The organism is Streptococcus ovuberis (assembly GCF_012396585.1).
Taxonomy (GTDB): Bacteria; Bacillota; Bacilli; order Lactobacillales; family Streptococcaceae; genus Streptococcus; species Streptococcus ovuberis.
Genome location: NZ_JAAXPR010000008.1, coordinates 42834 through 68190, shown reverse-complemented (window position 1 = coordinate 68190; position 25357 = coordinate 42834). Strand labels below are relative to the sequence as shown.

Here is a 25357-nt window from a genome sequence, read left to right as displayed (position 1 = left end):
AAGGACAAAGCGAACAAAAGAAGGTGAAGACCATTTATTCTATACTGATAGTAGAAGACGAATACCTTGTTCGACAAGGTATTTGTTCTTTGATTGATTTTAAAAAATTTCAAATTGACCGTGTCGCTGAGGCAGAAGATGGTCGCAAGGCTTGGGAACTCTTCCAAGACCAGCCATTTGATATCGTCTTGACAGACATCAATATGCCCAAAATGAACGGAATTCAATTAGCACAATTGATTAAAGAAGAGCGCCCAGCCTGTCATCTTGTTTTTTTGACAGGCTATGATGAGTTTGACTATGCTCTTTCTGCACTCAAGCTGGGTGCAGATGACTATCTACTCAAGCCCTTTAGTAAGGCAGATGTGGAAGAGATTTTATCAAAAATCCAAGATAAGCTAGATCAAGATGTAAAAAAAGAAAAGCTGGAAAAGTACATCAGGCAAGAAGACTATTCGGACTTGCAGAAAAAGATTCGCGACCATTTAGGTGACAGCGATTTTTCGCTCAAGCATCTGGCAGATGACCTAGGCTTTAGCCCCAATTATCTTAGCGTTCTCATCAAGAAGGACGTGGGGATGAGTTTTCAGGATTATCTCAACCAAGAACGAATGCGGCAAGCGAAATTCTTATTGTTGACAACCGATTTAAAAATTTATGAAATTGCTGAAAAAGTTGGCTTTTGGGATATCAATTATTTCTCTCAACGCTTCAAGCAGACAGTTGGTGTGACACCGCGACAATTTCGGAAAGGGGAAGGTGAATGAGAAAACATTCCTTGGCAGTGCAATTATTTCTCTATAGTTTTTTAGTGATGATGGCTCTACTTGGGGTGGTCGGAACCTTCTATTACCAGACGAGTTCTACTGAAATTGGGCATCTGATCGAGCAGAAAACGCGCGATAGTTTGCAGCAGAGTGGCTCATTCATTACTTCCTATCTGAACAAGCTAAAGCAGACAACCAATAGTTTGGCAGGGAATCGGTTACTGAAAGAGTATATTGCTCATCCTGATGAAGATCACAAAGAGGCGTTGCTCTTTTTGATGAATAGCTTGCTTATGGGAGATGTTGATTTGGTCTCTGCCGTCTTAGTGACCAAAGAAGGTCAGGTGGTTTCGACAGATAGCCAGCTCACCATGAAAACTTCTAGTGATATGATGGCGGAATCTTGGTATCAAGCAGCCATTGACCAGAAAGCCATGCCTGTTTTGACCCCTGCTCATAAGGAATCTCTGACCCAAAAGGGAGAACAATGGGTTATTTCGATTACACGAGAGATTGAGGACAGCGAGGGCAACAATAAGGGAGTACTACGACTAGATATTGACTATAGTAGGTTAGAAAACTATTTGGATCAACTAACACTAGGCGATACAGGTTTCGCTTTTATTGTCAATTCTCAGAAAGAGTTTGTCTATCATCCAAAAAAAGAAGTCTATTCCTCTAAGGAAGAGATGGATGCGATGCAGCCATACTTGGCAGTGGAAAATGGCTATACCTCTTCTGAAAAAGAATTCGTCTATCAGATTGAAATTCCAGACAGTCAGTGGACCTTGGTTGGGGTATCGTCTCTTGATGAACTCCACATGGTTCGTCATCAAATCCTATACGCCTTCTTGGGATCAGGCTTGGTTGCCCTCTTGATTTCTGGCTTGGGTTCAGCTTTGGTCATTCGTATCTGGTTAAAACCGATTCGTGACTTGCAGGAGGTTATTTTGGCAGTTGGGCAGGGGCAGTCACACCTGCGTGCCAAGGAAGTGGGAACGGCTGAACTGTTAGATTTGTCGCGCTATTTCAATAAAATGCTGGATCAAATCGACGCTCTCATGGCTTCTGTCAAGCAACAAGAGCAGGATATTCGGGAGTATGAACTGGTGGCATTAGCCAGTCAAATCAACCCTCATTTCCTCTACAATACGCTAGATACAATTGTTTGGATGACAGAATTCAATGACCGCAAGCGCGTGGTGGAAATTACCAAAGCGTTGGCAAAATATTTTCGCATTGCTCTCAATAATGGCAATGAGCAAATTTGTCTTAAGGATGAGATGGAACATGTCCGTCAATATCTCTTTATTCAAAAGCAGCGCTATGGCAATAAGCTCAACTATGAACTCCATGAATTGCCAGTCTACGCAGACTATCAAGTACCCAAGTTAATTTTACAGCCGATTGTCGAAAATGCCATTTACCACGGTATCAAGGAAGTCGAGCGTGATGGACTGATTGAAGTTACTGTTAGTGAAACAACAGAGCACCTACGCATTGACATTCGCGATAACGGTAAAGGGATGGATAGTCAAAATAAGGCAACGGGGACAACAAAAACCGTCCATCAAGGCGGAGTTGGTCTTAAAAATGTCGATCAGCGCCTAGCTCTGCAATTTGGCACGGACTATCATATGGAAATTACCTCTGAAAAAGACCACTTTACACAGGTTAGCCTCTTTTTGCCGAAGCGAGTCAAAGAACTGTAATTTTTAAATGTTCAGCATGCTCTTTCTTTCCAATCATGTTCTAAAGGATAAAAAAAAGATCAAATTGAAATTTTAGAAGCTCTCCCTTTTACGTCCTGATTTTTAAGCTCAGGCTAAGATAAAAATGTTACTATCGCCATTTAATCAAGGCACAGTGGTTGAGGGGTTCAGGACGGGAAAACCTGAGAAGGGCACAGCAACTCACCCCTATGCGGAGGCGGGAGTGAATCGTCTGGTAGACTGTTTCACCCTCGATTCTAAGAACCTGTATTTATAATAGGAATACTAAGTTAATTAGGCTAGTTTTTGGCCAACTGAGGACAATTTTTGCGGGCATAATGGCCGTACTACCAGAACATCTGATAGTGAGTAAGCTAAAATTCGCCCATTCTAGTCAGTGTTTCTATTGTGAATACAGGTTCTAATATTTAGGGAAGTGTGGCGAAAAAGTATTCTGACGAATTAATGATTGTCTCCCCATCTCATCCACCATTACAGCGGCTAACAGAGCTCTCTGCACCTTCTTAAAAAGTGTCTCCAAGTGACGTGAGTTGTCGCAGTTACTGAACATGGGCGTCAGGAAAATTAAGTTGTCCTTGCTTAGCTGGGGATTGGTAGCTGATGACTCAACGCCTGATTGACAAGGAACGCCAAAAAGAGTCACAAGACATCGGAAAAGAACTGGACATTGGACTTGCGATGACGTTGACGATACCGGTTGATGGTTGGGATGACCACTTTGAAACCATCGAATACAGTCAGAAAATCCCTCAAAACTAAAACAGAGCTTCACAGGTGATATACTCCCCTTATAGTGGACAGTGAAAAAACAACATTTCACTACAACTATGAGGGGAGTTTTCCTATGTCCAAAAGAAGTCCAAAATCAGTAGAGGAAAAGCTAAACAGTGTACTGCAGTATTTAGAACAAGGGGTAGCCATTTTCTCCTTAGTAAAATCCTACGCCGTTAGTCAGACAACCCTCAAAAGTTGGATTAGCCGATACCAACGATTGGGGATAGAAGGATTAACAGAGAGCAGAACGTGGAAGCATTATGGTAAAGCGTTGAAAGAACGGGCTGTACAGGATGATCTAGCTGGTCTAGGAGGACTAGAGACGATTGTTGATCGTTACAATAGCTCTCACCGCAGTATTCTCAAACGTTGGATAAACCAGTATACGAGTAGTAAGGCATGACAAGCCACTAGTAAAGGATTAAGTTGTCTGAAACAAGGACGCAAGATCCCGTTTGAAGAACGTGTTGAAATTGTCACCTTCACCATTGCTAACGCGAAAAACGAGCCAGCTGCTGGTGAGACATATGGCGTGTCTGACCAGCAGGTTTATTCCTGGGGCGTAAATTGGAAAAGGATGGCAGTCAAAGGCTTCTTGACCGTCTTGGGAAAAGGCTTGAAAGCAAGCCTAATTTGACTGAGGAAGAGAAGATGAGTGCTGACATGGACGCCTACATCTTCTTTTGCAATCATGAACAGTTTCAAGAGTGCAACAACGGCCTTGCCCCTCTTGAAATGAGGAACAAGGCCGTTGCCTAATCTTTTATTAGTTCATTGTCCACTTGACAGGGAGCAGTTCAAATGTGACCCTCTGTTTTTCTATGCCGAGAAAATTTTGTATCAGGTTCTTTTAAAAGGGGGGTGCCTCTAATGCAACAAAGAGCTTCTATTGGTATTTCTTTTCGTTGCCATTATGGAAGGTGCTTTTTAGAGCATTTTCAAAGCTTTTTGAAGGAGCCGTTACGCAGACTTCCTCCAAGGTGAAGGGGTGATGGAAACGGAGTTCCTTGGCATGGAGCATGAGGCGTGGGGCTTTTAAAGGACTGTAGAGGGGGTCGCCTAAAATAGCGTGTCCGTGGTGGCTCAGGTGGACCCGGATCTGATGGGTGCGACCAGTCTGGAGTTGGCATTGGACAAGGCTGACCTGCTTGTTCTGGCCGAGAAGTGTCACCTGTGTATGGGCTGCTTGTCCCTTTTTAGGATCGACCAAGCGTTTTCGTCGATCGTGGCGGTCCCTGCCAATCTTATCCGTAATGCTCCAAGACTGGATGGGAATATTTCCCTGACAGAGGGCCAGATAGGTCCGTTTGATTTGCCGATCTTCTAGCAGGCGATTGAGGACAGGGAGGATAAAAGGATTTTTAGCCAATAAGATAGCGCCACTGGTTTCCATGTCCAAGCGGTGAACCACGTAACAAGTTTGTCCAACATAGGTTGAAACGTGATTAAGCAGGGCGATTTCCTGTGGTTCATTGGCATGGGTCTTCATGCCTTCGGGTTTGTTGACAATGATCAGGTGCTCGTCTTCGTAGAGTGCCTCTACTAGTTTGGCTTGACCACTTGGAAGGACTTTTGGGGGATAATCCTCCTCATCAAAGACAAGGGTCAAGATATCACCAGGCTTGACCAAGCTTTGCCAGTTAATCACTTGGTCATTGATTGTGACATGTTTTTTGGTTCGTAAAAAATGCCTGATTTTACGAGGGATCAAGAGATAATCTTCTAAGAGTTCTTTAACAGTCATACAAGGAAAGGCTTGTGGGATAAGGATTTGGAATTTCATAGTCCTATTTTACCATAAAAGAAGCTGGCTGATTTAAGGCGGCTAAGGAAAACGGCTAGTTTTCAAAAAAATTCCCGTTTCGTTCAAAAATTTTTGCCTTTATACTTATTTTTTGGTAAGGTTGGGATAAGACTTGTGGCAAAGAAGAGGAGTAAGAGATGACACTGAAGCAGGTGATTATTGAAAAGGGGCTAGAAGGACTATTTACCCAAGCGACTATTGGCATAGAAAAGGAAGGCCAGCGGGTTCTAGCTGACGGTAGGCTCAGCCAGACCAGACACCCAAAAGCGTTTGGGGACCGTTCTTTCCATCCTTATATCCAGACAGATTTTGCAGAATCACAGCTGGAGCTGGTTTCCCCTGTGTTTGACCATAGCCGTGAGGCCCTGCGTTTTTTGGGGGCCATCCATGAAGTGACCTTGCGCCAATTGCCAGAGGAAGAATACCTTTGGCCCTTGTCGATGCCAGCTCTCCTACCGGATGAGGCGACTATCGTAGAGGCGCAGATGGGGGAAGAAAATACTCGATATCGGGAATACTTGACAAAGAAATATGGCAAGTACAAGCAAATGGTCTCTGGGATTCACTATAATTTTGGGCTGAAACAAGCATTTTTACAGGCATTAGCGACGGAAGGGCAACCCCTTTCGGAAATTCAGAATCAGGTCTATATGGCCTTGGCTCGTCAATTTTTACGTTACCAATGGCTCTTGGTTTACCTCTTTGGGGCAACGCCTTTGGCGCCGAAGGCCTACTATCAAGGGAGTCAGGGGCTCGAGGAACCTGTCCGATCCATTCGGGCAAGCTCCTATGGCTATGTCAATGATCCCCATATCCGAGTGTCCTTTGACAGTCTCGAAGCCTATGTGACCAGCCTGCGTGCTCTAGTTGAGCAAGGGGATTTGATTGCGGAGAAAGAGCTTTATGAGAGCGTCCGCTTCCGGGGTAGCCAGTCCGTTCAGGACTTGCTGGATAAGGGGATTCAGTATGTCGAGTTTCGGATTTTTGACCTCAATCCCTTTGCACCTTATGGCCTAACAACAGATGACGCGCGTTTTATCCATCTCTTTTTGATGGGGCTCCTTTGGCTAGAGGAAACTGAAGTCGACATCCAACTAGGCAGACGTCTCAAAGAAGAGACCGCCCTTAGCCACCCTCTCAGCTCTGCTATTGACCTAGAGGAAGCAGAAGCCTTCTTTACCCTTTTGGAAGAAATGGCAGAGCAGCTCCATCTACCAGAAGCTGACAAGGCCTTGATTGCTGCTAAGCGGGCTCAGTTAGAAAAGCCAGAGCTGACGCTAGGAGGGCGCTTGTGGTTGAGCTATCAAGAAAAAGGCAAAGACATGGCTCGGCTTGGGATGGAACTTGCCCGATCTTATAAACAGGCAGTTCTAGAGCAACCTTTCGGACTACAAGCCTTTGCAACAATGGAGTTATCCACCCAAGCCTTCTTAGCTGATGCGATCCAACACGGCTTTGCAGTAGAAATCTTGGATGAACGTGACCAATTTGTGAAACTCAGCTACAAAGGCCATACCGAATATGTCAAAAACGGCAACATGACCAGCCATGATCGTTATATTTCTCCCTTGATTATGGAAAATAAAGTCGTGACTAAGAAAGTTCTGGCAGAGGCAGGATTTACGGTGCCAGCCAGTCTGCAGCTGACGGATCTCGATGAGGCAAGGCAGGTATTCTCTCAAGTGAAAGGGAAACCCATTGTTATCAAACCGAAATCAACTAATTATGGCCTTGGGATCAGTATTTTTGAGCAGGGAGTAATGGAGCAAGCAGATTTCCTTAAGGCAGTGGATTTGGCCCTCTTAGAGGATAAAGAAGTCATGGTTGAGGACTTTATGGTTGGAACGGAGTACAGATTCTTTGTTTTGGGAGATGAAACCAAAGCAGTGCTCTTGCGCGTGCCGGCCAATATCATCGGGGACGGTGTTTCCACAATCGCTGAACTTGTAACCGCAAAAAACGACAATCCTCTTCGAGGCGATGGGAAATCAACGCCGCTCAAAAAGATAGAGCTAGGCGAGTTGGAAAGATTGCAACTCAAAGCCCAAGGACTGACAGCAGAGAGTATCGTCCCAGAGGGGGAGGTCGTTTACCTCCGCGCTAATTCTAATATCAGCACAGGTGGAGACTCGATTGATATGACAGATCAGGTCCATCCCTCCTACAAGGAAATTGCAGTCGCCATTACCAAGGCCATGCAGGCTAAGGTTTGTGGGGTTGATTTGATTATTCCAGACATTAGCCAACCCGCTGACAGTTGTCCGACCAGCTACGGCATTATCGAAGCTAACTTCAACCCCATGATGATGATGCATATTTTTCCTGCTGTCGGCCAGTCACGTCGCCTGACCACCGATGTTCTTAAAATGCTTTTTCCAGAGTATAGGTGGGAATATGGGAATAAATGTTGAGACTGGCAATTTTGTCCAGTCTTCTTTTATTTCCAATCCTTCTCTAAGAATTATTTCCTAGTGAGGGAACGAATTCATTAAAAATACTTTAGACTAGTGTCACTCGGGGAATGTGGGTTAGGGCCAGAAACTGTTTCCGTTTTCTTTACGGTAAAAGTTAGGATAGTCAATCGTCTGACTTCTTGCTACAATAGAATGGATAAAGACTACCTTATCTAGGGCTGGAAAGGAGAGTAGGGTGGATAGTAAGCTATATGATGTGTTGAATTTGATGTCTCAAGACAGTTATCAAACCTCCCAGGACCTGGCGGATAAGCTCGAAATCAGTGAGAAAACCGTTCGCACACGGATCAAGGAGCTTAAGGAAATTCTGACCGCCTATGGCGCAACGATTGAATCCAAGCGCCATTTCGGCTATAAGCTGTTGATTCAAGATGAAGCGAGCTTTCTCCAAGTATCCCGTTTCGTGGAAGATAAAGATATTCCTGAGACTAGCGAGCAAAGGCAGGTAGCCCTTTTACAACTCCTCTTAAGGTCTGAAGACTATGTGAAATTGGAGGATATAGCAGAGCAATTCTATATTTCCCGTAATACCTTATCTGCTAACCTAAAACGCGTGGAGAGTATTTTAATGGCCTACGACCTTCTCTTGGATAGGCGGCCTAATTATGGGATTAAGGTTTTGGGGCAGGAATTTCATAAGCGGATTTGCTTGCTGAATACCCTCTACGATAGGCTGGCGGATAGAAGCCGTGAAGCTTGGTTGATGGAAACCATTCTAGATGGTAACCACTGCCACAAGGTGACCATGTCAGAGATAGCTCTTGAGAATGTGGTAAAATACATCAATATAACACTAGACCGTCTACAACAAGGCTTTACGATTGTCGATGGCGACGTTCCAGCGGATGTCATTAGTCCAGCAACGGAACGCATTGTCGCAGACTACAGCCGATTGATTGAGGCGAGGTTTGGCCAACAGTTGAATTTGCAGGAACGACAGTTTTTGGCTGTTATTTATGGAGCACATCTCTCTTCAGATTCTTACAGTCAATATGGTCCTAACTTTGTTATCACAGGGCAGATTGATGAGCTGGTCCATAAAATGCTGACGCGGGTTTATGAGACCTTTGCACTCGATTTCCGACAAAATTTAGAACTTCGGATGGCCTTGAATCAGCACTTGGTTCCAATGGCTATTCGATTGAAATTTAATATTGCCGCTCAAAATCCCTTGCTGGAGATGATTAAGCAGGAGTATCCCTACCCCTACACTCTCGCTGCGACAGCTTGCACTAGTCTTAAGGAATATTACCAATGCGATATTCCAGAGGATGAGGTGGCTTATATTGCCATTATTTTTGCGCTAGCAACGGAAAAACGCAATCGTAAGATTGAGAAGAAAACCATCGTTTTGGTTTGTGTATCGGGCAAGAGCAGTTCGCAGCTCTTCAAATTTAAGTATAAGCAGGCCTTCGGCGACTATCTGGATACAATCTATGAGTGTACGGTAGCGGAATTGGAAGAGTTTGATTTCCAAGGCAAACAGGTTGACTACATTTTTACGACCGTCCCGCTACCTAAAAAATACCCTGTTCCCATCTATGAAATCAATCTTTTCATTGACAGTAATGATATTTTGACCTATCGACAGATGTTTGAAAGTGGTGATAAGTCTACGATTTTAGATTATTACTCGACCAATCTTTTTATGCCTCGTCTGTCAGTTGAGACTCGCGAAGAGGCCATTCAACTCATGTGCCAACATATCGATCGCTTTGGACTCTTACCGGAAGGATTCGAAGAGGCAGTGCTGAAGCGTGAAGAGTTAGGACAGACCGACTTTGGCAATTTAGTTGCCCTTCCTCATCCCTACAAGGTTTTGACCGAGCAGAGCTTTGTCACTGTGGCCGTTCTTGACAAGCCAATCTTATGGAAAAACAACCCTGTCCAAGTTATTTTCTTATTATCAATCGGTTCTCAGGAAGATCCTCAATTGGAAACTTTTTATGAGAAAACCAGCAATCTCTTTTTTGATCAAGAGGCCATCCAAAAGCTGATTGCCAACCCAAGTTTTGAAACCTTGGTTCATATCCTCAGTTAAAATCTCAGCTTGCTGGGATTTTTTCTATTATCAAATGAGAGAGTTACCGTTTTCAAAACGGCAGAAGAAGGTGTGGAGTTTGTGACTGAGAGCGGGTATGATAGATTTATCAAAACGAAGAGGAAAGGAAGTCTATGGAAAACGAACAAACCCAAGTTATCATGGGGCTCATCGTCAATGGGGGCAATGCAAGAAGCCTGGCAATGAAGGCAATCTACGCCGCTAAAAAAGGCGACTTTGAGGAAGCACAAGCATATCTAGCTGAGTGTAATGCCTCTCTGGTCCAAGCCCATCACGCTCAGACTGAGCTTCTTACCAAGGAAGCCGCAGGCGAAAAAACAGAAGTCTCTCTCTTGATGGTACATGCCCAGGACCATCTCATGAACGCCATTACCGTCAAGGATATGGCCACTGAAATTGTTGATTTATATAAAAATAAATAGGAGAATAAATATGGTAAACATTACACTAGTGTGTGCTGGCGGTTTTTCTACTTCAATGCTTGTTACTAAGATGAAGGAGGCAGCAACTGCCAAAGGAATTGAAGCTAATATCATAGCTATGGCTGAGTCTGCATTTGAGAAGTATAAAGGGCAGACAGATGTTCTTCTTTTAGGACCTCAAATCAGCTTTTTGGAAGAAGAATTTAAAACAAAATATGCTGGTACTGATATGAAAATTAATGTAATTAGTCTGGCAGATTATGGGATGATGAATGGGGCGAATGTTCTTGAGACTGCATTAGCTTCGTTAATGTAAAAAGGAGTTTTTAAAATGAGTGAGAATAACCAATCATTTATATCTAGCTTGCAATTAAGAATGGGAAAATTTGCAACAGCTATGAATCGTAACATGTATGTTACTGCTATCCGTGATGCTATGCTAGCTTATGTGCCTTTCACCTTTATAGCATCGGTCTTCTTGATTTTTGCAGCCTTTCCTGTTGAAGGATTCAATAATTTTATTACAAATCTAATTGGTGTTGAGACAGCTGTTTGGCAAGGGAAACTACTTATCGTTTATAATGCTAGTCTGGCCATTGGTGGTCTTCTGGTTGCTATTACTACCGCTTATTCGATTTCAGACAAAATGAACTTAAATAAACTTCAGGTCGTCCTGACAGCCTTGGTTTCATTTTTGATTATGACACCTACTATTTTTTTGGAAGAGAGTGGTTTTGTACTTAAATTAGCATCTGTTAGTGCAGAATCAATGTTTGTTGGTATGCTAGTTTCTATTTTTACAGCAGTCATCTATAGAGCTATTGATCGAAAAGGCATTAAAATTAAGATGCCAGCTTCGGTTCCGCCAGCTGTTTCTGCCCCATTTGAATCAATGATTCCAAGTTTTCTTGTTGTAATCGTTTTCTGGATAATCCGTCTACTAGTGGATCTTACTGGTATGACTGCTGTCACACTTATTAATAGTACATTAGGATTACCTCTAACCATTCTTGGTGGATCGATTTTTGGTTCGATTCTTGTTAAGTTATTTGAAAATATTCTATGGTTCTTCGGTTTACATGGAGGCTCCATTGTACAAGGGGTTATGACACCAGTTTGGCAAATGCTTGAAGAGCAAAATCGAGTAGCCACATTAGCCGGACAAGTAGCACCTAACATTATTTCGAACTCCTTCTTTACCCATTTCATGAGTATCGGGCTTCAGGGGGCTGTGCTTGCAGCTCTTATATTCGCCAAAAGTAAGCAGTATAAGCAAGTCAGTCGTATTTCAGTTGCACCATATGTCTTTAACGTTGGTGAACCAGCCCTCTTTGGATTCCCCATCATGCTTAATTTTTCGTTGATTATTCCAGCGTTCTTATCCTCGGTCGTATCGGGAGTTATTGCCTATGTAGCTATGGCTTTGAATTTAGTTCCTGTACCAACAGGATTGGTTCAGCTACCGTGGACAACACCTGTTATTTTGAGTGGCTTTTTGGTAACCAATAGTTGGAGGGGAGCCGTATTGCAAATGATTCAGTTAGTGGTAGTAACTCTCTTCTATCTTCCGTTTATTAAAACAGTTGATAACAAACTCTACCAACAAGAACGTTCAGAATAGATGAGTTCGTTGCCTTTTTGAGGCAACGAATTTTTAAAGGAGACTAGAGTGAGGCAGTATGAAATTTTAGAATTACAGTTCACAGGATAGGAACCAAGTTCTTCTAAAGTTGATGTAGACGTAAGTGTCGAAGTAATTTGTAATGGTAAGAAAAAAATTGTTAAGGCTTTTATGCAGGTAATGGTAAATATAAGGTACCTTTTACTCCCAGAAAAAGGAAAATATAGACTTGAAATCATAGATATTTGGGAAATGACCAGAGAATGTGTTCAAGAGGGAGTTACTGGCTATATTCGTCTCTCATTACCAAGTCAAGAAGGTATAGCTGTTCTAGCAACGAAGTTATCAGAAGCTGATTGGATTGGAAAAAACTATTTTTGAATTTGAGGTGCGCATGACAAAAAAATATAATCAAAAAGAACATTTTCTAGAGGCTAAATGGATTACACGAAAAGATAATCCCATTGAAAAGGAATTCTCATTTTTTCAAGATAAGCCTAATATGACTTTTTCTAAAAACTTTATTTGGGACGGAGAAAGTAAAGCTAGTTTAGCAGTTTGTGGTCTTGGTTATTATACTGCTTATTTAAATGGACAGAGACTTGGAGATGCATTTTTAAATAGCGATGTTACAAACTATGACAAAGTAGTATATTATGATACTTATGATATTAGTCCTTATTTGAAAAGAGGGACTAATAAAATAATTATTGAACTAGCTAATGGCTGGTATAATCCGGCACCAGTTCACATTCTTGGAAAATATAATATTCGTAAACAGCTACCTATTGGAAAACCGTGTTTAATCTGTGACATACAAATAGGTGAACGTCATATTTATTCTGACTCTACCTGGGACTCTGGCTTTGGACATTTGTTACAAAACGATATCTATATTGGTGAAGTTTTTACAGATGAGAATTGGAATGAAGATTCTAATCCTCAGACGGTTGCTGTTCCTGGTCCAGCAGGTCAACTGGTTCCAAGTTTCATTCCTAAAATCAAACGACATGAAACAATAAGACCAGTGAATATCGAGAGGTTTGGAGAAAACTGGCTTGTGGATTTTGGTCAGATTCTTAGTGGCCAAATTGCTTTTGAAGTGAAACCAGATTATATTGGAACTATTTTGCTTCAATATGCTGAGGAAAAGTCAAGTAGTGGGGGAAAATTGGATTTCACCTCTACTATAAGTGGGCGATATGGTTTGAAAGATGATAATAAAAATATTGAGCCAGATAAGCCCATTATTCAAGAAGATCAAATAATCAAAACAAAAACGGGCGTCCTTCATTACAGTAACCAATACACTTATCATTCCTTTCGTTATGTTGTGGTAAAGACGGGAAGCGATAGTTTTCCTCTTCGAGAGATGATAGCCTATAGAGTTCACACATCTGTTGAAAATATCAGTCAATTTGAATGTTCGTCTGAGGTTTTAAATCAATTATGGATTGCAGGAAGAAATACGCGCCTTCATAATATTCATTCCTATTTTGAAGATTGTTCTAGAGAACGGTTAGGGTATGGAGGCGATATAGTAGCGTTATTGCAGACCCATCTTAATACTATTGATGCAGAAAAAATCTTTAAAAAAGTATTGATTGACTTTATAAATGACCAAAGACTTGACGGAGGAATCACACAAACAGCTCCTTATGTTGGTATCATGACTAATGGAACTTCCAATGGATCTGGAGCGTTGGGCTGGCAACTGGTTTTGCCAACCTTAGCACTAACAATTCTTGAAGAACATGGTGATAAAGACTTTATTGAACAGTATCAAGAAGCCTTAAAAAAACACCTGAATCACCTTATGTCTTTTGATTACGATTATGTCAAGATGTGTTGTCTAGGAGACTGGGGGTCTATTGATGAAACAGCTTCTGGATTTTTTATTAAATCACCTGACCAAGAATTTTGTTCTGCTGTCATGTATCTCTTGAACTTACAGACTTATCAAAAGTTGAGTCGGTATTTATCGGACTTGAAACCTTACCAAGAAGAACTTGGAAAAGTTATCGAAATTGTTAAACATTCCATCAAAAATGAGTTTTACGATGATGTTCAGCAACGATTCGCTTCTGGAAGTGCTTCTAGTATCATTTTTGCGCTGAGAACGGGCTTAGTTGATGATGAAGTTATCTGGTATGATAAATTGGTAGTAGCCATCAGGTCGCGAGATGGTATTTTCCCGTTTGGTATCTTTGGCATGTCTTGGGCTTATGAGGAATTTGCAAAACGTGGAGACAATCGGTTGATTTTTGATTGGTTGACTCGTCAAGCTACACCAAGTTACATGGATATGATAAGGTCTGGAAATCAAACCTTGTCTGAACATTTCTCAGGAGGAGAAACGTTCACAGGTTCAAAAAATCATGCCATGTTTTCATCATACTCTAGCTGGCTTATTCGAGAAGTTTTGGGGATAAAGGTTTCTGGTGGAAGGATAGAAATAGCACCTGCGTCGAATTTACCTTTAGAGTGGGTGAAGGGGTCCTACCAACTTCCTGAGGGGAGAGTGCAGCTGGAATGGACGCATAAGGATTTGTCGATATATTATTCTAAGGCTTTAAAGGATAGAATATCTATTGAAACGGATTTGAATATTATTGTTAACCTACTGGATTAGGATTTCTAACCTATATTTGAGGAGGAAAGGAAATGAAGAAAAAAATCTTTTTGATACTCATTAGTATAATTTTATTAACGGCCTGTCAAACACAGACTTCAGATAAGCAAAGTACAGTGGACAAAGAATCTGCGGTGTCTTTGGTTAGCAAGCAAGACTCTAATAATCCCGAGTTTAAGTACTATCACTTTAATGCTGAAGAGGCTGGTTATAGAAGTGATCGGTCAAATGTTTTGACGCCAACCTTTTATATATATGCTGGGCCAAAGACAGTAGACGAAGCTAATGCCTTAGTGGCTGAATTTGAAATGTCGGATGTTGTTGAAGAATGGGCTTCTAATGTTTATGTCATCCCACCTATAAATGGTAGCACCTACTCAAATGATGATATGGTAGCCTTTATTGATCTAATTTCTCAAGCTCCCGTCGCTAATATAAAATTGATTGGGATTGACGAAGGTGCAACGTTTGTCAATAATAAACTTGCGCCGAAATATGGTTACCTTATAGCTGGTATCTTAACGATTAATGGTAAAGTTGATGAAGGAGTAAGTCTAAGAGAACAAGTGCCAACTTACATTGTAAATTCAGACGAAGCAGTCAATTTATTGTATGGTCAGGATGATAAGAAAGTCAGTGATACTTATCAAGATCAATCGAATCCATTGCAAAAAGTAGTAGTGTCCAATTTAGAAAATGAACTTGCCAAAATATTTGAAGATGCCTGGTCAAAGATCTTGTCGCAGAATTACCGAATGCATAATGACATAACAGAATTTTATAATGCTAATGCTAAAGAAATTACATCAGGATATGGTTTAGAACCAGTTATTGATTTTGAGAAATTAGGTATTATATATAACCAAAATGAAGAAGTTCCCCTTAACGGTGAAGGTTCGTATACTTGGTATGAGTATGTTCCGAAAACAATCAAAGACGCATCTAAGGGTACGATCCCTTTGATTATTACATTGCATGGATTTGCTAATGACCCATGTCTTCAAGGAGATACTAGCGGTTGGGTTGAAGTGGCAGCGAAAGAGGACATTGTTATTGTGTCTCCAGAGTGGCAGGAGAAGGAATTAAACTTTGCCAAGGTAGATGGACTAGGTGAAGAGGGAGTATTGGAGCTGATTGACTATCTCAAGGAAACTTATCCACAAATTGATACAAGTCGTATTTATTTGACTGGTTTATCAGCAGGTGGTTCAAAGACTGCTCTTTGGGCTGCTAAGCACTCAGATGTATTTGCTGCGGGAGCTTCAGTTTCTGCTCCAGGAATTGACAAGGAGGAATTAACGCAGTTAGCAAGAGACTATAACGGGAACAAAATTCCATACCTCTATGTTGTTGGAGATCATGATTTCTTCCAAATGGTGCCAGTAGATGGGAGTAGTCCGTTTGGTATGCCAAATGTTTTCTTTGATGATCCCAATGTTTCAATGTTTGAGTTCATCCAAGCCTATCAGAGAATGAATGATTTGCCTGTATCATCTAAGCCAGATTTAAATTTAAATCCGTATTTTGGAGTTGCTTTATCTAACCAAGTAGAGGGAATTCTCGGAGATAAGGAAATTCTCTCAGGTTCTATGGTAGATGTAGATAATGAGAATCAAGAACTTATTCGATTGGTTACGATAAAAAATTTAGCTCATTGGAATTATAGACCAGAAGCTGCCTATATCTGGAATTTCTTTAAACAATATGAGAGAGATAGCGAGACAGGGCAACTGCTTTTTACCCAGCCATAGCGCTCTTGCTAATAAATAATTGGCTCATATGATAATCAAAGAAAACTAGACTTTGAAAAACGGCCGATAGTAGTTCCTAACATCGTCAACGCTACCCCAGAATTAGATAAGATTACAGAAATGTGCGATATTATCTGTTTAAATCGCTATTATGGGTGGTACATTGACCACGGTTATTTAGATGCAGCCATTCCGAAATTATGTGCTGAAATTGAGCGTTGGCATGAAAAATACCCAGATAAACCTATAATGTTTTCTGAATTTGGGGTTGACACGGTTTCTGGAATGCACTCCTTATACAAAAATCCCTATTCAGAAGAATTTCAAGTACAATTTTATCAAGAACATTTTGCTGTCTTGGATCGATATGAATACATTATTGGAGAGCATTTATGGAATTTTGCAGACTTTGCAACGGGAAATAATATTCGTCGCATAGATGGCAACCTAAAAGGCATCTTTACGAGGGATAGGCGTCCTAAGTCTGTCGCTTTTGAGATTCAAAAAAGATGGCTTGAAAAATAAAAACATCCCCTCACACCATTTCAAAGTGTGGGGGACTTTGCTCTAGTAGGAGGACTTACTCAAAATCGTAGAGGACGGTTGAGAGGTAACGTTCGCCGTTGTCTGGTGCGATGGCTAAGACTTTTTTGCCGGCACCTAATTTTTTAGCGACTTCAATGGCTGCATAAACAGCAGCAGAACCTGAAATGCCTAGCAGGAACCCTTCTTGGCCACCGATAGCTCGACCTGTAGCGATGGCGTTGTCAGAGCTGACGCGGACAATGCCGTCATAGGCTTGGGTGTCAAGGGTATCCGGAATGAAGCCTGCAGAGATGCCTTGAATCTTGTGAGGTCCAGGCTTTTCACCAGATAGGACAGCTGATTCGTCTGCTTCGACAGCATAGATTTGCACGTCAGGATTAGCTTCTTTGAGGACATGGGATACTCCAGAAATGGTTCCACCAGTTCCGACACCTGAGACAAAGGCATCCAGTCCCTTTGGTCCAAAGGCTTCCAGGATTTCTGGTCCAGTGGTGGCTTCGTGAACGGCAGGGTTGGCTTGGTTGATAAATTGCTGAGGCACGAAACCTTGTCTTTCTTCGGCGATTGCTTGTGCCTTGGCAATGGCGCCTTTCATTCCTTCTGCACCTGGCGTCAAGATGAGTTCAGCGCCGTAGGCTTGGATGATTTTGCGACGTTCGATAGACATGGTGTCTGGCATGACGATAATGACCTTGTAACCGAGAGCAGCACCTACCCAAGCAAGACCGATACCAGTGTTACCGGACGTTGGCTCAACGATGGTGTCTCCAGGCTTTAGGACGCCGCGCTCTTCAGCGTCTTTGATCATGTTGAGGGCGATGCGGTCTTTGACAGAAGAACCGGGGTTAAAGGCTTCTAACTTGACGTAAACATCAGCTGCACCTTCAGGAACGATGCGGTTGAGTTTAACAATGGGTGTTTTTCCGACAAGTTCGGTGATATTTTGATAAAGTGTCATAAGCTTTCCTTTCTGAATACCTAGTATCTCCAGTATAAGAAGTCTAGCAGACTTTGTAAAATATAAAAAAGCTATCGTGGGGATAGCTTTTTTAAATCAGAGGAACCTCAATTTCTCGGATATCGGAAATCTCTAGTTGAGCTTTGCCCTGAAAGAATTCGGTCAATTGATCAATGGTGTTTTGCGTTGCTTCCTTGTCTACAAAGATTTCGGTCGTTACTTGAGTGGTAAATTGAGGATCAATTTCATAGAGTTGGTTCTGCTTTAGAAAATTGGTAAAGTCTTGGTATTGGGGGTAACTTAAGACTAACCGAATCCCCTGTTGCTCTTTGATTTGGACACGACCGATCTCTTGAACAGCCTTGGATACACTGCCCGCGTAAGCTCTGATCAGCCCACCGGCTCCCAGTTTGATGCCACCAAAATAGCGGGTGACAACGGCGACAACGTTGGTGACTTCAAGCGCCTCTAAAACACCGAGCATAGGAACTCCTGCTGTCCCTGAAGGTTCGCCATCATCACTGCTGCGCTTGACTTGGCTGTTCTCTCCTAAGATAAAAGCAGAGCAGTTGTGGTTGGCCTTGTAGTGCTCTTTTTTGATGTGCTGGATAAAAGCACGGGCTTCTTCTTCTGTCTCCACCCGTTTGAGGTGGCAGATAAAGCGGGATTTTTTGATTTCTTCTTCGACGGAGCCGTCCTGTGTGATAGTCTTGTATTCCATAAGGTCATTGTACCAAGAAATGCTCCTTTTTTCAAAAAAAGAACGAATGAAAGAGTATGGAGAATTTAGATGATTACCGTGGGCGCCTTTTTGTAGAAGGACAGTTGCCAGAAAGTTTTGCCGCTTATGCAGAAACTTTGCCAGCTGTCAGAGAGGAAAAAGGACGCCAGTTTTGTGGCCGATGTGGCTCAGAAATGGACACAGTCAAGTGTTTATTGCCAATCGGAGCAACTTATTGTCGAGAGTGCTTGCTGCTGGGAAGAGTGAGAAGTGATCAAACTCTTTACCACATCCCGCAGACTCCCTTTGAACCTAAGGATTACCTGCTTTGGAAAGGCCAACTGACGGCTTGGCAGGAGAGGATTTCAAAAGGCTTATTAGAAGCTGTGGCTGGCGGACAAAGCGCTCTCGTTCATGCAGTGACAGGGGCTGGAAAGACCGAGATGATTTATCAAGTGGTTGCTGAAACGTTAGCTAAAGGACAGGCCGTCTGCATTGCGACACCCCGGATTGATGTTTGCATTGAGCTTTATCGCCGATTGAGTCAAGATTTTTCCTGCCCGATTGCTCTCTTGCATGGAGAGGGAGACCCCTATTTTAGGACACCCTTGGTCATTGCTACGACCCATCAGCTTTTGAAGTTTTACCAAGCCTTTGATCTGTTAATTATTGATGAGGTGGATGCCTTTCCTTTTGTGGATAATCCTATGTTATATCATGCAGTCAACCAGTCTCTGACCTTAAAAGGGTGCAAGTTAGTGCTTACAGCCACCTCAACCGAAGAACTAGACAGGCAGGTGCAAAAAGGAGAATTGATTCTGTTACGTCTTCCAAGACGCTTTCATGAAAATCCTCTAGTTGTCCCCAGAAAAGTATGGCTTTCAGGTTTTCAGAAGGCGATCGCTCAAAAGACATTGCCCCAAAAACTCTTGAAAGATATTAGAGAGCAGCGTCAGACAGGATTTCCTCTCCTGATTTTTGCACCAGAGATTACCATGGGACAAGCTTTAGCGAACTGTTTAGAATCCTATTTTCCAGCGGAGCAAGTCGGCTTTGTATCCAGTCAGACTGCTGAACGTTTGGAGGTGGTGACGGCCTTTCGTGAGCGTGAGGTAACGATTTTGGTGTCGACAACCATCTTGGAGCGGGGAGTGACCTTTCCCTGTGTGGATGTTTTTGTGGTGGAGGCCAACCACCGCTTGTATAGCAAGTCTAGTCTGGTCCAGATTGGTGGGCGCGTGGGACGCAGTTTGGAGAGGCCGACAGGCTTGCTCCACTTCTACCAGGACGGCACCAATCGGGCAATCGAAAAGGCCATTGCAGAGATTCAATTGATGAATAAGGAGAGTGGTCTAGGATGATGTGTTTGCTTTGTCAGCAAGTTTTTAAGCAAAATTGGTCTTTTGGAGAAATCCTAGGCTTATCCCCGAGGAAGGATGGTTTATGCCAAACCTGTCGAGAAAGTTTTCTCCTGATAGGCCAAACGCATTGCCCGCACTGTTGCAAACCAGGCCCAACTAATGAGATTTGTCACGATTGCCATTATTGGAAAGAGCAAGGAAAGACGGTTCAGCATATCAGCCTCTATGTTTATAATGAGGCCATGAAGGACTTTTTTAGTCGATTCAAATTTGGAGGTGATTATGTCCTAAAAGATGTTTTTGCGGCTGATCTTAGAAATGCTTTGAAGCCGTATCAAAAGACTCATCGGTTTTTGCCCGTTCCCTTAAGTCAACCTTCTTATCAAGACAGGGGGTTTAATCAGGTTACAGCTCTTCTGGAGGCGGCCCAGTTAAGGTATGAAGATATTTTTGAAAAAAAGCATACTGACAAGCAATCTAGTAAGACACGGGAGCAACGCTTGGCGACCAAACAAGTCTTCACAATGGTTAAAAGCCTTCCTTTAGATAAACCGGTTTTACTGATTGATGACATTTACACAACAGGAGCGACTCTACAGTTATTAAGGGAAATTTTGACCCAAACAGGAATCGAGCAAGTAACGACCTTCTCTTTAGCAAGATAAGGGGGACTCAGTTGTCGACCGGAAAAATGTTTTATTGCTAAAAATGATAAAAGAGACACCGAACCGGTCTTTGAGAATTAGGACTATTCCTATTTTAGACGCCCTTGAAAGGCTAATCCTGATGAAGTAAAACAAGTGAGAATACCAGCTGCCAAGGAATTACCTAGAGAAGGAAAATCGTTGCAAAAAAATCATGAAAGCGGTATAATAAACTTATAAAGAAAGGCGGAAACGCTTAGAAAAGAGGAACCTATATGATTAAGTACAACATCCGTGGCGAGAACATTGAGGTCACCGAAGCAATTCGTGATTATGTTGAACTCAAGGTCAGCAAGATTGAAAAATATTTTTCAGAAGATATTGACTTAACCGCAAAGGTTAACCTAAAAGTCTATCGGGAAAAGACAGCTAAAGTGGAGGTTACTATTCCACTTGGCAATGTAACTCTTAGAGCAGAAGATGTATCTCAGGATATGTACGGCTCTATTGATCTAGTTGTTGACAAAATCGAGCGTCAGATCCGCAAGAACAAAACAAAGATTGAGAAACGGCATCGTGAGAAGGTTTCTACTAGCCAGCTCTTTACGGACGCTCTGGTTGAGGAAGCATCAGCAGATTCACAGGTTGTCCGCACCAAACAGATTGACTTGAAACCGATGACTTTGGATGAAGCGATCCTTCAAATGGAATTGGTAGGCCATGACTTCTTTATTTATACGGATGTTGAAACCACCAGCACTCATGTCATCTATAAGCGTGAGGATGGGGATATCGGTCTCCTAGAAGCTAAGGTCTAAATGAATGAGTATAGAAAGCCCCCTATGGTTGCTTGTAACCATAGGGGAGTTTTAGTTTTTAGCGGTGGAGACTTGATCTGATAGCATAACCTGTTTGTCATTTTTTTTGAGAATCGGTTGGTTATAGTATTAATGGACTAGTTAAATAGGCTGGTGCAGTGGGCTTTTGTTCCACTGTTGGTTGAATATTTTTTGAGGGGATGGTGATGATTGGCAATCAGCCTAAATTGACTTCAGGGAAGAGAAAAGGCGTAACGGTTTTGGGTCTGGAGGTATGGTTTTCCTTATCTTTGTGATTGGTGGTTAACGGGCTTGTCATGGTCGTTCTCTCACTTTGCTTCGTCTTTCCTTGAAAATATTTCTCTTTCACGGTAAAATAGTAGAAAATACCAAGAGAAATTGAGAAAATATGAAAGAAATCACAACCTTTAAAAATCAAAAAGTCCTCGTTCTTGGCTTGGCCAAATCAGGAGAATCAGCGGCTCGCCTTTTGACAAGGCTGGGTGCTATCGTGACGGTGAACGATGGGAAGCCGTTCGAAGAAAACCGTTCAGCCCAAACCCTTTTAGAAGGGGGAATCAAGGTGATCTGTGGTGGCCATCCTTTGGAACTTTTGGAAGAGGAATTTGCTTGTGTTGTGAAAAACCCAGGAATTCCATACACTAATCCTATGGTGGCCAAAGCGCTTGACAAGGGAATCCCTGTCTTGACTGAGGTTGAATTGGCCTATCTAGTTTCAGAGGCGCCGATTGTGGGCATCACAGGGTCGAACGGCAAAACGACGACGACGACCATGATTGCAGACGTTTTAAATGCTGGTGGGCAGACAGCTCTACTGTGCGGTAATATTGGTTTTCCGGCTTCTAGTGTCGCTCAGGAAGCGACGGCTGAGGATGTCTTGGTGATGGAGTTATCAAGCTTTCAGCTGATGGGGGTCGACCAGTTTAGACCTAAAATAGCAGTCGTTACTAATTTGATGCCTAGCCATTTAGACTACCATGGTGATTTTGAAGCCTATGTTGCGGCAAAGTGGCATATTCAAGACCAGATGACAGCTCAGGATACTTTGATTCTAAACATGACTCAGGAATTGGCACGAAACTTGGCACAAAAGACCAAAGCTAGACTTATCTCTTTTTCTAGTCAAGAAAAGGTGGAAGGCGCCTATTTACAGGAAGGTGTGCTCTATTTCAAGGACGAGCCGATTATGCCAGCGGACAGTTTAGGTGTCCCTGGGTTACATAATGTAGAAAATGCCCTAGCGACGATTGCTGTTGCGAAGACCTTGGGGATTTCTAATCAGGCTATTGCAGAGACTCTTAGTCATTTTGGTGGGGTCAAGCATCGCCTTCAATATGTCGGTGAGATTAATCACGTTGCTTTTTACAATGATAGCAAATCAACCAATAGTCTAGCGACCCAAAAAGCTTTGTCAGGGTTTGATCCTCAAAAAGTTCTTCTGATTGCTGGTGGTTTGGACCGAGGCAATGAGTTTGATGATCTTGTTCCAGATTTGCGTGGCTTGAAACAGATGGTAATAGTAGGAGAATCTACGCCGCGTATGGTTAGAGCAGCACAGGCTGCGGGGGTGCCTTATAGCTTAGCCCAAGATGTTGCGGACGCAGCCAAGAAGGCCTTTGAACTAGCAAGTCCAGGAGATGTTGTCCTCCTCAGTCCAGCCAATGCTAGTTGGGATATGTATGCTAATTTTGAAGTACGGGGGGACAGTTTCCTGGCGGCTTATGAGGAGTTAAAGGCTGAAAATCAGTAAGAAAGTAAGAACATGAAAAAGATTGTATTGACCGGTGGTGGGACGGTAGGCCATGTCACCTTGAACCTTCTACTCATTCCGAAATTGATCGAAGACGGATGGGAAGTTCATTACATCGGAGATAAAACGGGGATTGAGTACCGTCAAATCGAAGCATTAAGCCTCCCAGTTACCTTTCACGGGATTTCGACGGGGAAATTGCGACGCTATTTTAGCTGGCAGAATCTAAAGGATGTCTTTAAAGTGGCCTGGGGGACGTTGCAGTCCTTTTTCCTCATGCTTAAAATCCGACCACAAGCTCTTTTCTCCAAAGGGGGCTTTGTGTCTGTGCCACCAGTTATAGCAGCTAAGTGGTCAGGAGTCCCTGTTTTCATTCATGAATCGGATTTATCCATGGGGTTGGCCAATAAAATTGCTTACCGTTTTGCGACTACCATGTATACGACCTTTGAACAGACGACCAAGGCCGATAAAACAAAACATGTTGGTGCGGTGACAAAAATTCAGGCAGAAACTGCACTACAAGCCCTGCCAAGTGCCCTGACAGCAGTCGCAGAGCAGATGGATCCCGCTTTGCCAACTGTGTTATTTGTTGGAGGATCTGCGGGTGCCAAAATCTTTAATGATTTCGTGACAGAGCATCGTGACCTCCTCCTAGCCTCGTATAATGTGATTAACTTGACCGGGAATCCGGACTTGAATGAACTGTCCCCGGGCTTTTATCGTGTGGATTATGTCACGGATCTGTACCAAGCCTTATTGCAATTGGCAGATGTTGTCATCACAAGAGGTGGAGCTAATACTATTTTTGAGTTGCTTGCTCTTCAAAAACGCCATGTGATTGTTCCACTTGGCAAGAAAGCCAGTCGTGGTGATCAACTAGAGAATGCAGCTTACTTTGAGTCTAAGGGATATGCTCCAAGCCTGAGTGAAGACGATTTGACTTTTGAGCGTTTAAAAGAGAAAATTGACCTCCTCTTATCACAAGGAGAGGACTATCGGGCAAGAATGGCTCAGTCTCAGGATTTACAATCCCTGGAAAGTTTTTATGCCCTTTTGATGGCGGATATCGCCAAACATACAAAGAGAGAAGGAAAACATGTCTGAAAAAGAGCACCCACAAGAAGTTGACCAAGAAACACCCACAGCTTCTGTGGAGGAGACCATTGATTTAGCTGAATGGCGGGTCAAAAATCAGGCCTATTTAGAAAAACGGGCACGCGAAAAAGAACAAGCCCAAAAAGCACAATCAGAAAAAAAATCAGCGCAGCTTGAGGCAAGTAAGGATACTTCCAAAGGACTATCTTCAACAAGGGAGAATGCTTCAGAAGTCGTAGAAAAGGAAGAGCTTGATTCGGTGTCTGAAGAGAGACTTGACCAAGAACTCACAGAGTCAGACTTGCCTTTGGAATTGGAGGAAAATCCTCGAGAAGCGGCGGAGGAAGATAGCGATTTAAGTTCTCCAGAGCTATTGCAAACAGAAGAGCTTGAGTCAGTTCCTAGTCCTATAAAGTCCAAGAAGTTGACCAGACCTAAAAATAAAAAAAAGAAAGCCTTTATCTATAAGACAGTTCTCTTTGGAATCTTCCTGTTCCTTATGCTAGTCGGTTGCCTGTACCTAGTCTCTCCACTATCAAAACTCAAACAGTTTGAGGTGTCAGGATTGACCAACACGACTAAGGAACAGGTCCTGTTAGCCACTAATATAGCAGAATCAGACTACACAGCAGGAGTGCTTCTTGATAAACAGACAATCGAAGAAACAATTGAGGATCAACTTGTTTGGGTGGATAAGGCGCAATTGACTTACCAGTTTCCAACAACCTTTAAAATTGCTGTCAAAGAGAAATATATCGTAGGTTATGTCAAGGATGGCGCTAATTACTATCCTGTACTATCGAGTGGGGAAACCATTGATACGGCTGTCACTGAAGAAACGTTGCCGACAGCTTACCTTCTTTTTAGGATGACAGACTTGGAGCTCGTTAGGCAGTTTGTGGTGAATTTAGCTGAAGAGAATATGTTGGAAGTTGCTCAGCACATTCAAGCGGTTGAATTGTCTCCGACGCAAGCGACCAACGATCTCTTGTCTTTAACGATGACAGAAGGGCATACGGTACTCGTTCCTTTGTCTGAGCTAGGAAAAAAACTAGCTTTTTATGAAGCGATTAGCCAAAAATTAACGGTCCTTAGTTATATTGATATGGAAGCCGGTATTTATACCTATGCCAAATAAATGTTTTAGCTTAAAAATATGCCAAAAAGCAATGTCGAGAGGATCGAGATTGCTTTTTACTACCTGGAGAAGATTTTACAGGATTTTTCGTAAAAAGGCTGGCAAAACAAGCTAGAGATCAACTCAAAAAAATCAGTTGAAAAAAATAAAAACATTAGTTTTTTCAAGCATTTGTGGTATAATAAAATTTGGATAGTTGTATTCTGAATGAATATTACCCAAAAAATTGAAAAACAGAGTTAAAAACCTAGGCAAAGGCCTA

The 25357-nt window shown here is 42.5% G+C and carries 24 protein-coding genes; 20 read left to right on the top strand and 4 right to left on the bottom strand.

Annotated elements, in window-relative coordinates:
- Window positions 1-32: 32 nt before the first annotated feature.
- From HF992_RS05860 to HF992_RS05840, 5 genes are all read left to right on the top strand, one after another.
- Window positions 33-767 (top strand): response regulator, encoded by a 735-nt coding sequence (locus tag HF992_RS05860; RefSeq protein ID WP_168549146.1) that lies wholly within the window; start codon window positions 33-35, stop codon window positions 765-767.
- The gene (locus HF992_RS05855; RefSeq protein ID WP_168549126.1) at window positions 764-2479 is read left to right on the top strand and encodes a cache domain-containing sensor histidine kinase; all 1716 of its coding nucleotides are present in this window, start codon (window positions 764-766) and stop codon (window positions 2477-2479) included. Before HF992_RS05860 ends, HF992_RS05855 begins: the two co-directional genes overlap by 4 nt.
- A gap of 621 nt (window positions 2480-3100) precedes the next feature.
- Complete coding sequence (locus HF992_RS05850; protein ID WP_168549125.1) at window positions 3101-3259, top strand: hypothetical protein; 159 nt, start codon at window positions 3101-3103, stop codon at window positions 3257-3259.
- Between the two features lie 85 nt (window positions 3260-3344).
- Entirely contained in the window at window positions 3345-3677 is a 333-nt protein-coding gene (locus tag HF992_RS05845; RefSeq protein WP_168549124.1) for a helix-turn-helix domain-containing protein, read from the top strand.
- 164 nt (window positions 3678-3841) lie between these two features.
- Complete coding sequence (locus tag HF992_RS05840) at window positions 3842-4033, top strand: hypothetical protein (RefSeq protein ID WP_168549123.1); 192 nt, start codon at window positions 3842-3844, stop codon at window positions 4031-4033.
- 127 nt (window positions 4034-4160) lie between these two features.
- Here the strand turns inward: HF992_RS05840 and HF992_RS05835 are convergent, their stop codons facing one another.
- Window positions 4161-5057, bottom strand: a complete 897-nt coding sequence (locus HF992_RS05835) for an RluA family pseudouridine synthase (protein ID WP_168549122.1) — start codon at window positions 5055-5057, stop codon at window positions 4161-4163.
- Between the two features lie 158 nt (window positions 5058-5215).
- Between HF992_RS05835 and gshAB the strand changes: the two genes are divergently transcribed.
- The 9 genes from gshAB (at window position 5216) to HF992_RS05790 (ending at window position 16565) form a co-directional block, all read left to right on the top strand.
- Window positions 5216-7489, top strand: a complete 2274-nt coding sequence (gshAB, locus tag HF992_RS05830; RefSeq protein WP_168549121.1) for a bifunctional glutamate--cysteine ligase GshA/glutathione synthetase GshB — start codon at window positions 5216-5218, stop codon at window positions 7487-7489.
- 238 nt (window positions 7490-7727) lie between these two features.
- Window positions 7728-9593, top strand: coding sequence for a PRD domain-containing protein (locus tag HF992_RS12285; RefSeq protein WP_168549120.1), 1866 nt, complete (start codon window positions 7728-7730; stop codon window positions 9591-9593).
- 134 nt (window positions 9594-9727) lie between these two features.
- A complete protein-coding gene (locus HF992_RS05820; RefSeq protein WP_168549119.1) occupies window positions 9728-10036 on the top strand; it encodes a PTS sugar transporter subunit IIA in 309 nt (102 codons plus the stop codon).
- A gap of 10 nt (window positions 10037-10046) precedes the next feature.
- On the top strand, window positions 10047-10352 hold the full coding sequence (locus HF992_RS05815) for a PTS sugar transporter subunit IIB (RefSeq protein ID WP_168549118.1): 306 nt from the start codon (window positions 10047-10049) through the stop codon (window positions 10350-10352).
- 15 nt (window positions 10353-10367) lie between these two features.
- On the top strand, window positions 10368-11657 hold the full coding sequence (locus HF992_RS05810) for a PTS sugar transporter subunit IIC (RefSeq protein ID WP_168549117.1): 1290 nt from the start codon (window positions 10368-10370) through the stop codon (window positions 11655-11657).
- A gap of 171 nt (window positions 11658-11828) precedes the next feature.
- Window positions 11829-12038 (top strand): DUF5605 domain-containing protein, encoded by a 210-nt coding sequence (locus HF992_RS05805; RefSeq protein WP_168549116.1) that lies wholly within the window; start codon window positions 11829-11831, stop codon window positions 12036-12038.
- A gap of 13 nt (window positions 12039-12051) precedes the next feature.
- The gene (locus HF992_RS05800; protein ID WP_168549115.1) at window positions 12052-14289 is read left to right on the top strand and encodes a family 78 glycoside hydrolase catalytic domain; all 2238 of its coding nucleotides are present in this window, start codon (window positions 12052-12054) and stop codon (window positions 14287-14289) included.
- A 32-nt stretch (window positions 14290-14321) separates the two neighbouring features.
- On the top strand, window positions 14322-16040 hold the full coding sequence (locus HF992_RS05795) for a prolyl oligopeptidase family serine peptidase (RefSeq protein WP_168549114.1): 1719 nt from the start codon (window positions 14322-14324) through the stop codon (window positions 16038-16040).
- Window positions 16041-16055: 15 nt separating this feature from the next.
- A complete protein-coding gene (locus tag HF992_RS05790; protein ID WP_168549145.1) occupies window positions 16056-16565 on the top strand; it encodes a glycoside hydrolase family 2 TIM barrel-domain containing protein in 510 nt (169 codons plus the stop codon).
- Between the two features lie 55 nt (window positions 16566-16620).
- On the opposite strand, the gene cysK is transcribed toward HF992_RS05790, so the two are convergent.
- Complete coding sequence (gene cysK, locus HF992_RS05785; RefSeq protein WP_168549113.1) at window positions 16621-17544, bottom strand: cysteine synthase A; 924 nt, start codon at window positions 17542-17544, stop codon at window positions 16621-16623.
- A gap of 91 nt (window positions 17545-17635) precedes the next feature.
- Complete coding sequence (locus HF992_RS05780) at window positions 17636-18265, bottom strand: YigZ family protein (protein ID WP_168549112.1); 630 nt, start codon at window positions 18263-18265, stop codon at window positions 17636-17638.
- A gap of 56 nt (window positions 18266-18321) precedes the next feature.
- Here HF992_RS05780 and HF992_RS05775 point away from each other — a divergent pair, with 56 nt between their 5' ends.
- On the top strand, window positions 18322-19626 hold the full coding sequence (locus tag HF992_RS05775; protein ID WP_168549111.1) for an ATP-dependent helicase ComFA: 1305 nt from the start codon (window positions 18322-18324) through the stop codon (window positions 19624-19626).
- An 80-nt stretch (window positions 19627-19706) separates the two neighbouring features.
- Here the strand turns inward: HF992_RS05775 and HF992_RS12190 are convergent, their stop codons facing one another.
- Entirely contained in the window at window positions 19707-19841 is a 135-nt protein-coding gene (locus HF992_RS12190; RefSeq protein ID WP_281346969.1) for a hypothetical protein, read from the bottom strand.
- Between the two features lie 27 nt (window positions 19842-19868).
- On the opposite strand from HF992_RS12190, the gene HF992_RS11985 reads away from it, so the two are divergent.
- From HF992_RS11985 to HF992_RS05750, 5 genes are all read left to right on the top strand, one after another.
- Window positions 19869-20291, top strand: coding sequence for a ComF family protein (locus HF992_RS11985; RefSeq protein WP_246201247.1), 423 nt, complete (start codon window positions 19869-19871; stop codon window positions 20289-20291).
- A 254-nt stretch (window positions 20292-20545) separates the two neighbouring features.
- The gene (gene hpf, locus HF992_RS05765) at window positions 20546-21088 is read left to right on the top strand and encodes a ribosome hibernation-promoting factor, HPF/YfiA family (RefSeq protein ID WP_168549109.1); all 543 of its coding nucleotides are present in this window, start codon (window positions 20546-20548) and stop codon (window positions 21086-21088) included.
- Between the two features lie 409 nt (window positions 21089-21497).
- Window positions 21498-22859 (top strand): UDP-N-acetylmuramoyl-L-alanine--D-glutamate ligase, encoded by a 1362-nt coding sequence (gene murD / locus HF992_RS05760; protein WP_168549108.1) that lies wholly within the window; start codon window positions 21498-21500, stop codon window positions 22857-22859.
- A gap of 12 nt (window positions 22860-22871) precedes the next feature.
- Entirely contained in the window at window positions 22872-23966 is a 1095-nt protein-coding gene (locus tag HF992_RS05755) for a UDP-N-acetylglucosamine--N-acetylmuramyl-(pentapeptide) pyrophosphoryl-undecaprenol N-acetylglucosamine transferase (protein ID WP_168549107.1), read from the top strand.
- Window positions 23959-25095: a cell division protein FtsQ/DivIB gene (locus HF992_RS05750; protein ID WP_168549106.1), complete on the top strand. Its 1137-nt coding sequence runs from the start codon at window positions 23959-23961 to the stop codon at window positions 25093-25095. Before HF992_RS05755 ends, HF992_RS05750 begins: the two co-directional genes overlap by 8 nt.
- Window positions 25096-25357 lie beyond the last annotated feature (262 nt).

What these genes read in the sequence shown, in the direction of transcription:
- HF992_RS05855 (WP_168549126.1), top strand. Translation starts at nt 764, where the DNA reads ATGAGAAAACATTCCTTGGCAGTGCAATTATTTCTCTATAGTTTTTTA.
- HF992_RS05850 (WP_168549125.1), top strand. Translation starts at nt 3,101, where the DNA reads ATGACTCAACGCCTGATTGACAAGGAACGCCAAAAAGAGTCACAAGAC.
- HF992_RS05845 (WP_168549124.1), top strand. Translation starts at nt 3,345, where the DNA reads ATGTCCAAAAGAAGTCCAAAATCAGTAGAGGAAAAGCTAAACAGTGTA.
- HF992_RS05835 (WP_168549122.1), bottom strand. Translation starts at nt 5,057, where the DNA reads ATGAAATTCCAAATCCTTATCCCACAAGCCTTTCCTTGTATGACTGTT.
- gshAB (WP_168549121.1), top strand. Translation starts at nt 5,216, where the DNA reads ATGACACTGAAGCAGGTGATTATTGAAAAGGGGCTAGAAGGACTATTT.
- HF992_RS05820 (WP_168549119.1), top strand. Translation starts at nt 9,728, where the DNA reads ATGGAAAACGAACAAACCCAAGTTATCATGGGGCTCATCGTCAATGGG.
- HF992_RS05815 (WP_168549118.1), top strand. Translation starts at nt 10,047, where the DNA reads ATGGTAAACATTACACTAGTGTGTGCTGGCGGTTTTTCTACTTCAATG.
- HF992_RS05810 (WP_168549117.1), top strand. Translation starts at nt 10,368, where the DNA reads ATGAGTGAGAATAACCAATCATTTATATCTAGCTTGCAATTAAGAATG.
- HF992_RS05805 (WP_168549116.1), top strand. Translation starts at nt 11,829, where the DNA reads ATGCAGGTAATGGTAAATATAAGGTACCTTTTACTCCCAGAAAAAGGA.
- HF992_RS05800 (WP_168549115.1), top strand. Translation starts at nt 12,052, where the DNA reads ATGACAAAAAAATATAATCAAAAAGAACATTTTCTAGAGGCTAAATGG.
- HF992_RS05795 (WP_168549114.1), top strand. Translation starts at nt 14,322, where the DNA reads ATGAAGAAAAAAATCTTTTTGATACTCATTAGTATAATTTTATTAACG.
- cysK (WP_168549113.1), bottom strand. Translation starts at nt 17,544, where the DNA reads ATGACACTTTATCAAAATATCACCGAACTTGTCGGAAAAACACCCATT.
- HF992_RS05780 (WP_168549112.1), bottom strand. Translation starts at nt 18,265, where the DNA reads ATGGAATACAAGACTATCACACAGGACGGCTCCGTCGAAGAAGAAATC.
- HF992_RS05775 (WP_168549111.1), top strand. Translation starts at nt 18,322, where the DNA reads ATGGAGAATTTAGATGATTACCGTGGGCGCCTTTTTGTAGAAGGACAG.
- HF992_RS12190 (WP_281346969.1), bottom strand. Translation starts at nt 19,841, where the DNA reads ATGCTGAACCGTCTTTCCTTGCTCTTTCCAATAATGGCAATCGTGACA.
- HF992_RS11985 (WP_246201247.1), top strand. Translation starts at nt 19,869, where the DNA reads ATGAAGGACTTTTTTAGTCGATTCAAATTTGGAGGTGATTATGTCCTA.
- hpf (WP_168549109.1), top strand. Translation starts at nt 20,546, where the DNA reads ATGATTAAGTACAACATCCGTGGCGAGAACATTGAGGTCACCGAAGCA.
- murD (WP_168549108.1), top strand. Translation starts at nt 21,498, where the DNA reads ATGAAAGAAATCACAACCTTTAAAAATCAAAAAGTCCTCGTTCTTGGC.
- HF992_RS05755 (WP_168549107.1), top strand. Translation starts at nt 22,872, where the DNA reads ATGAAAAAGATTGTATTGACCGGTGGTGGGACGGTAGGCCATGTCACC.
- HF992_RS05750 (WP_168549106.1), top strand. Translation starts at nt 23,959, where the DNA reads ATGTCTGAAAAAGAGCACCCACAAGAAGTTGACCAAGAAACACCCACA.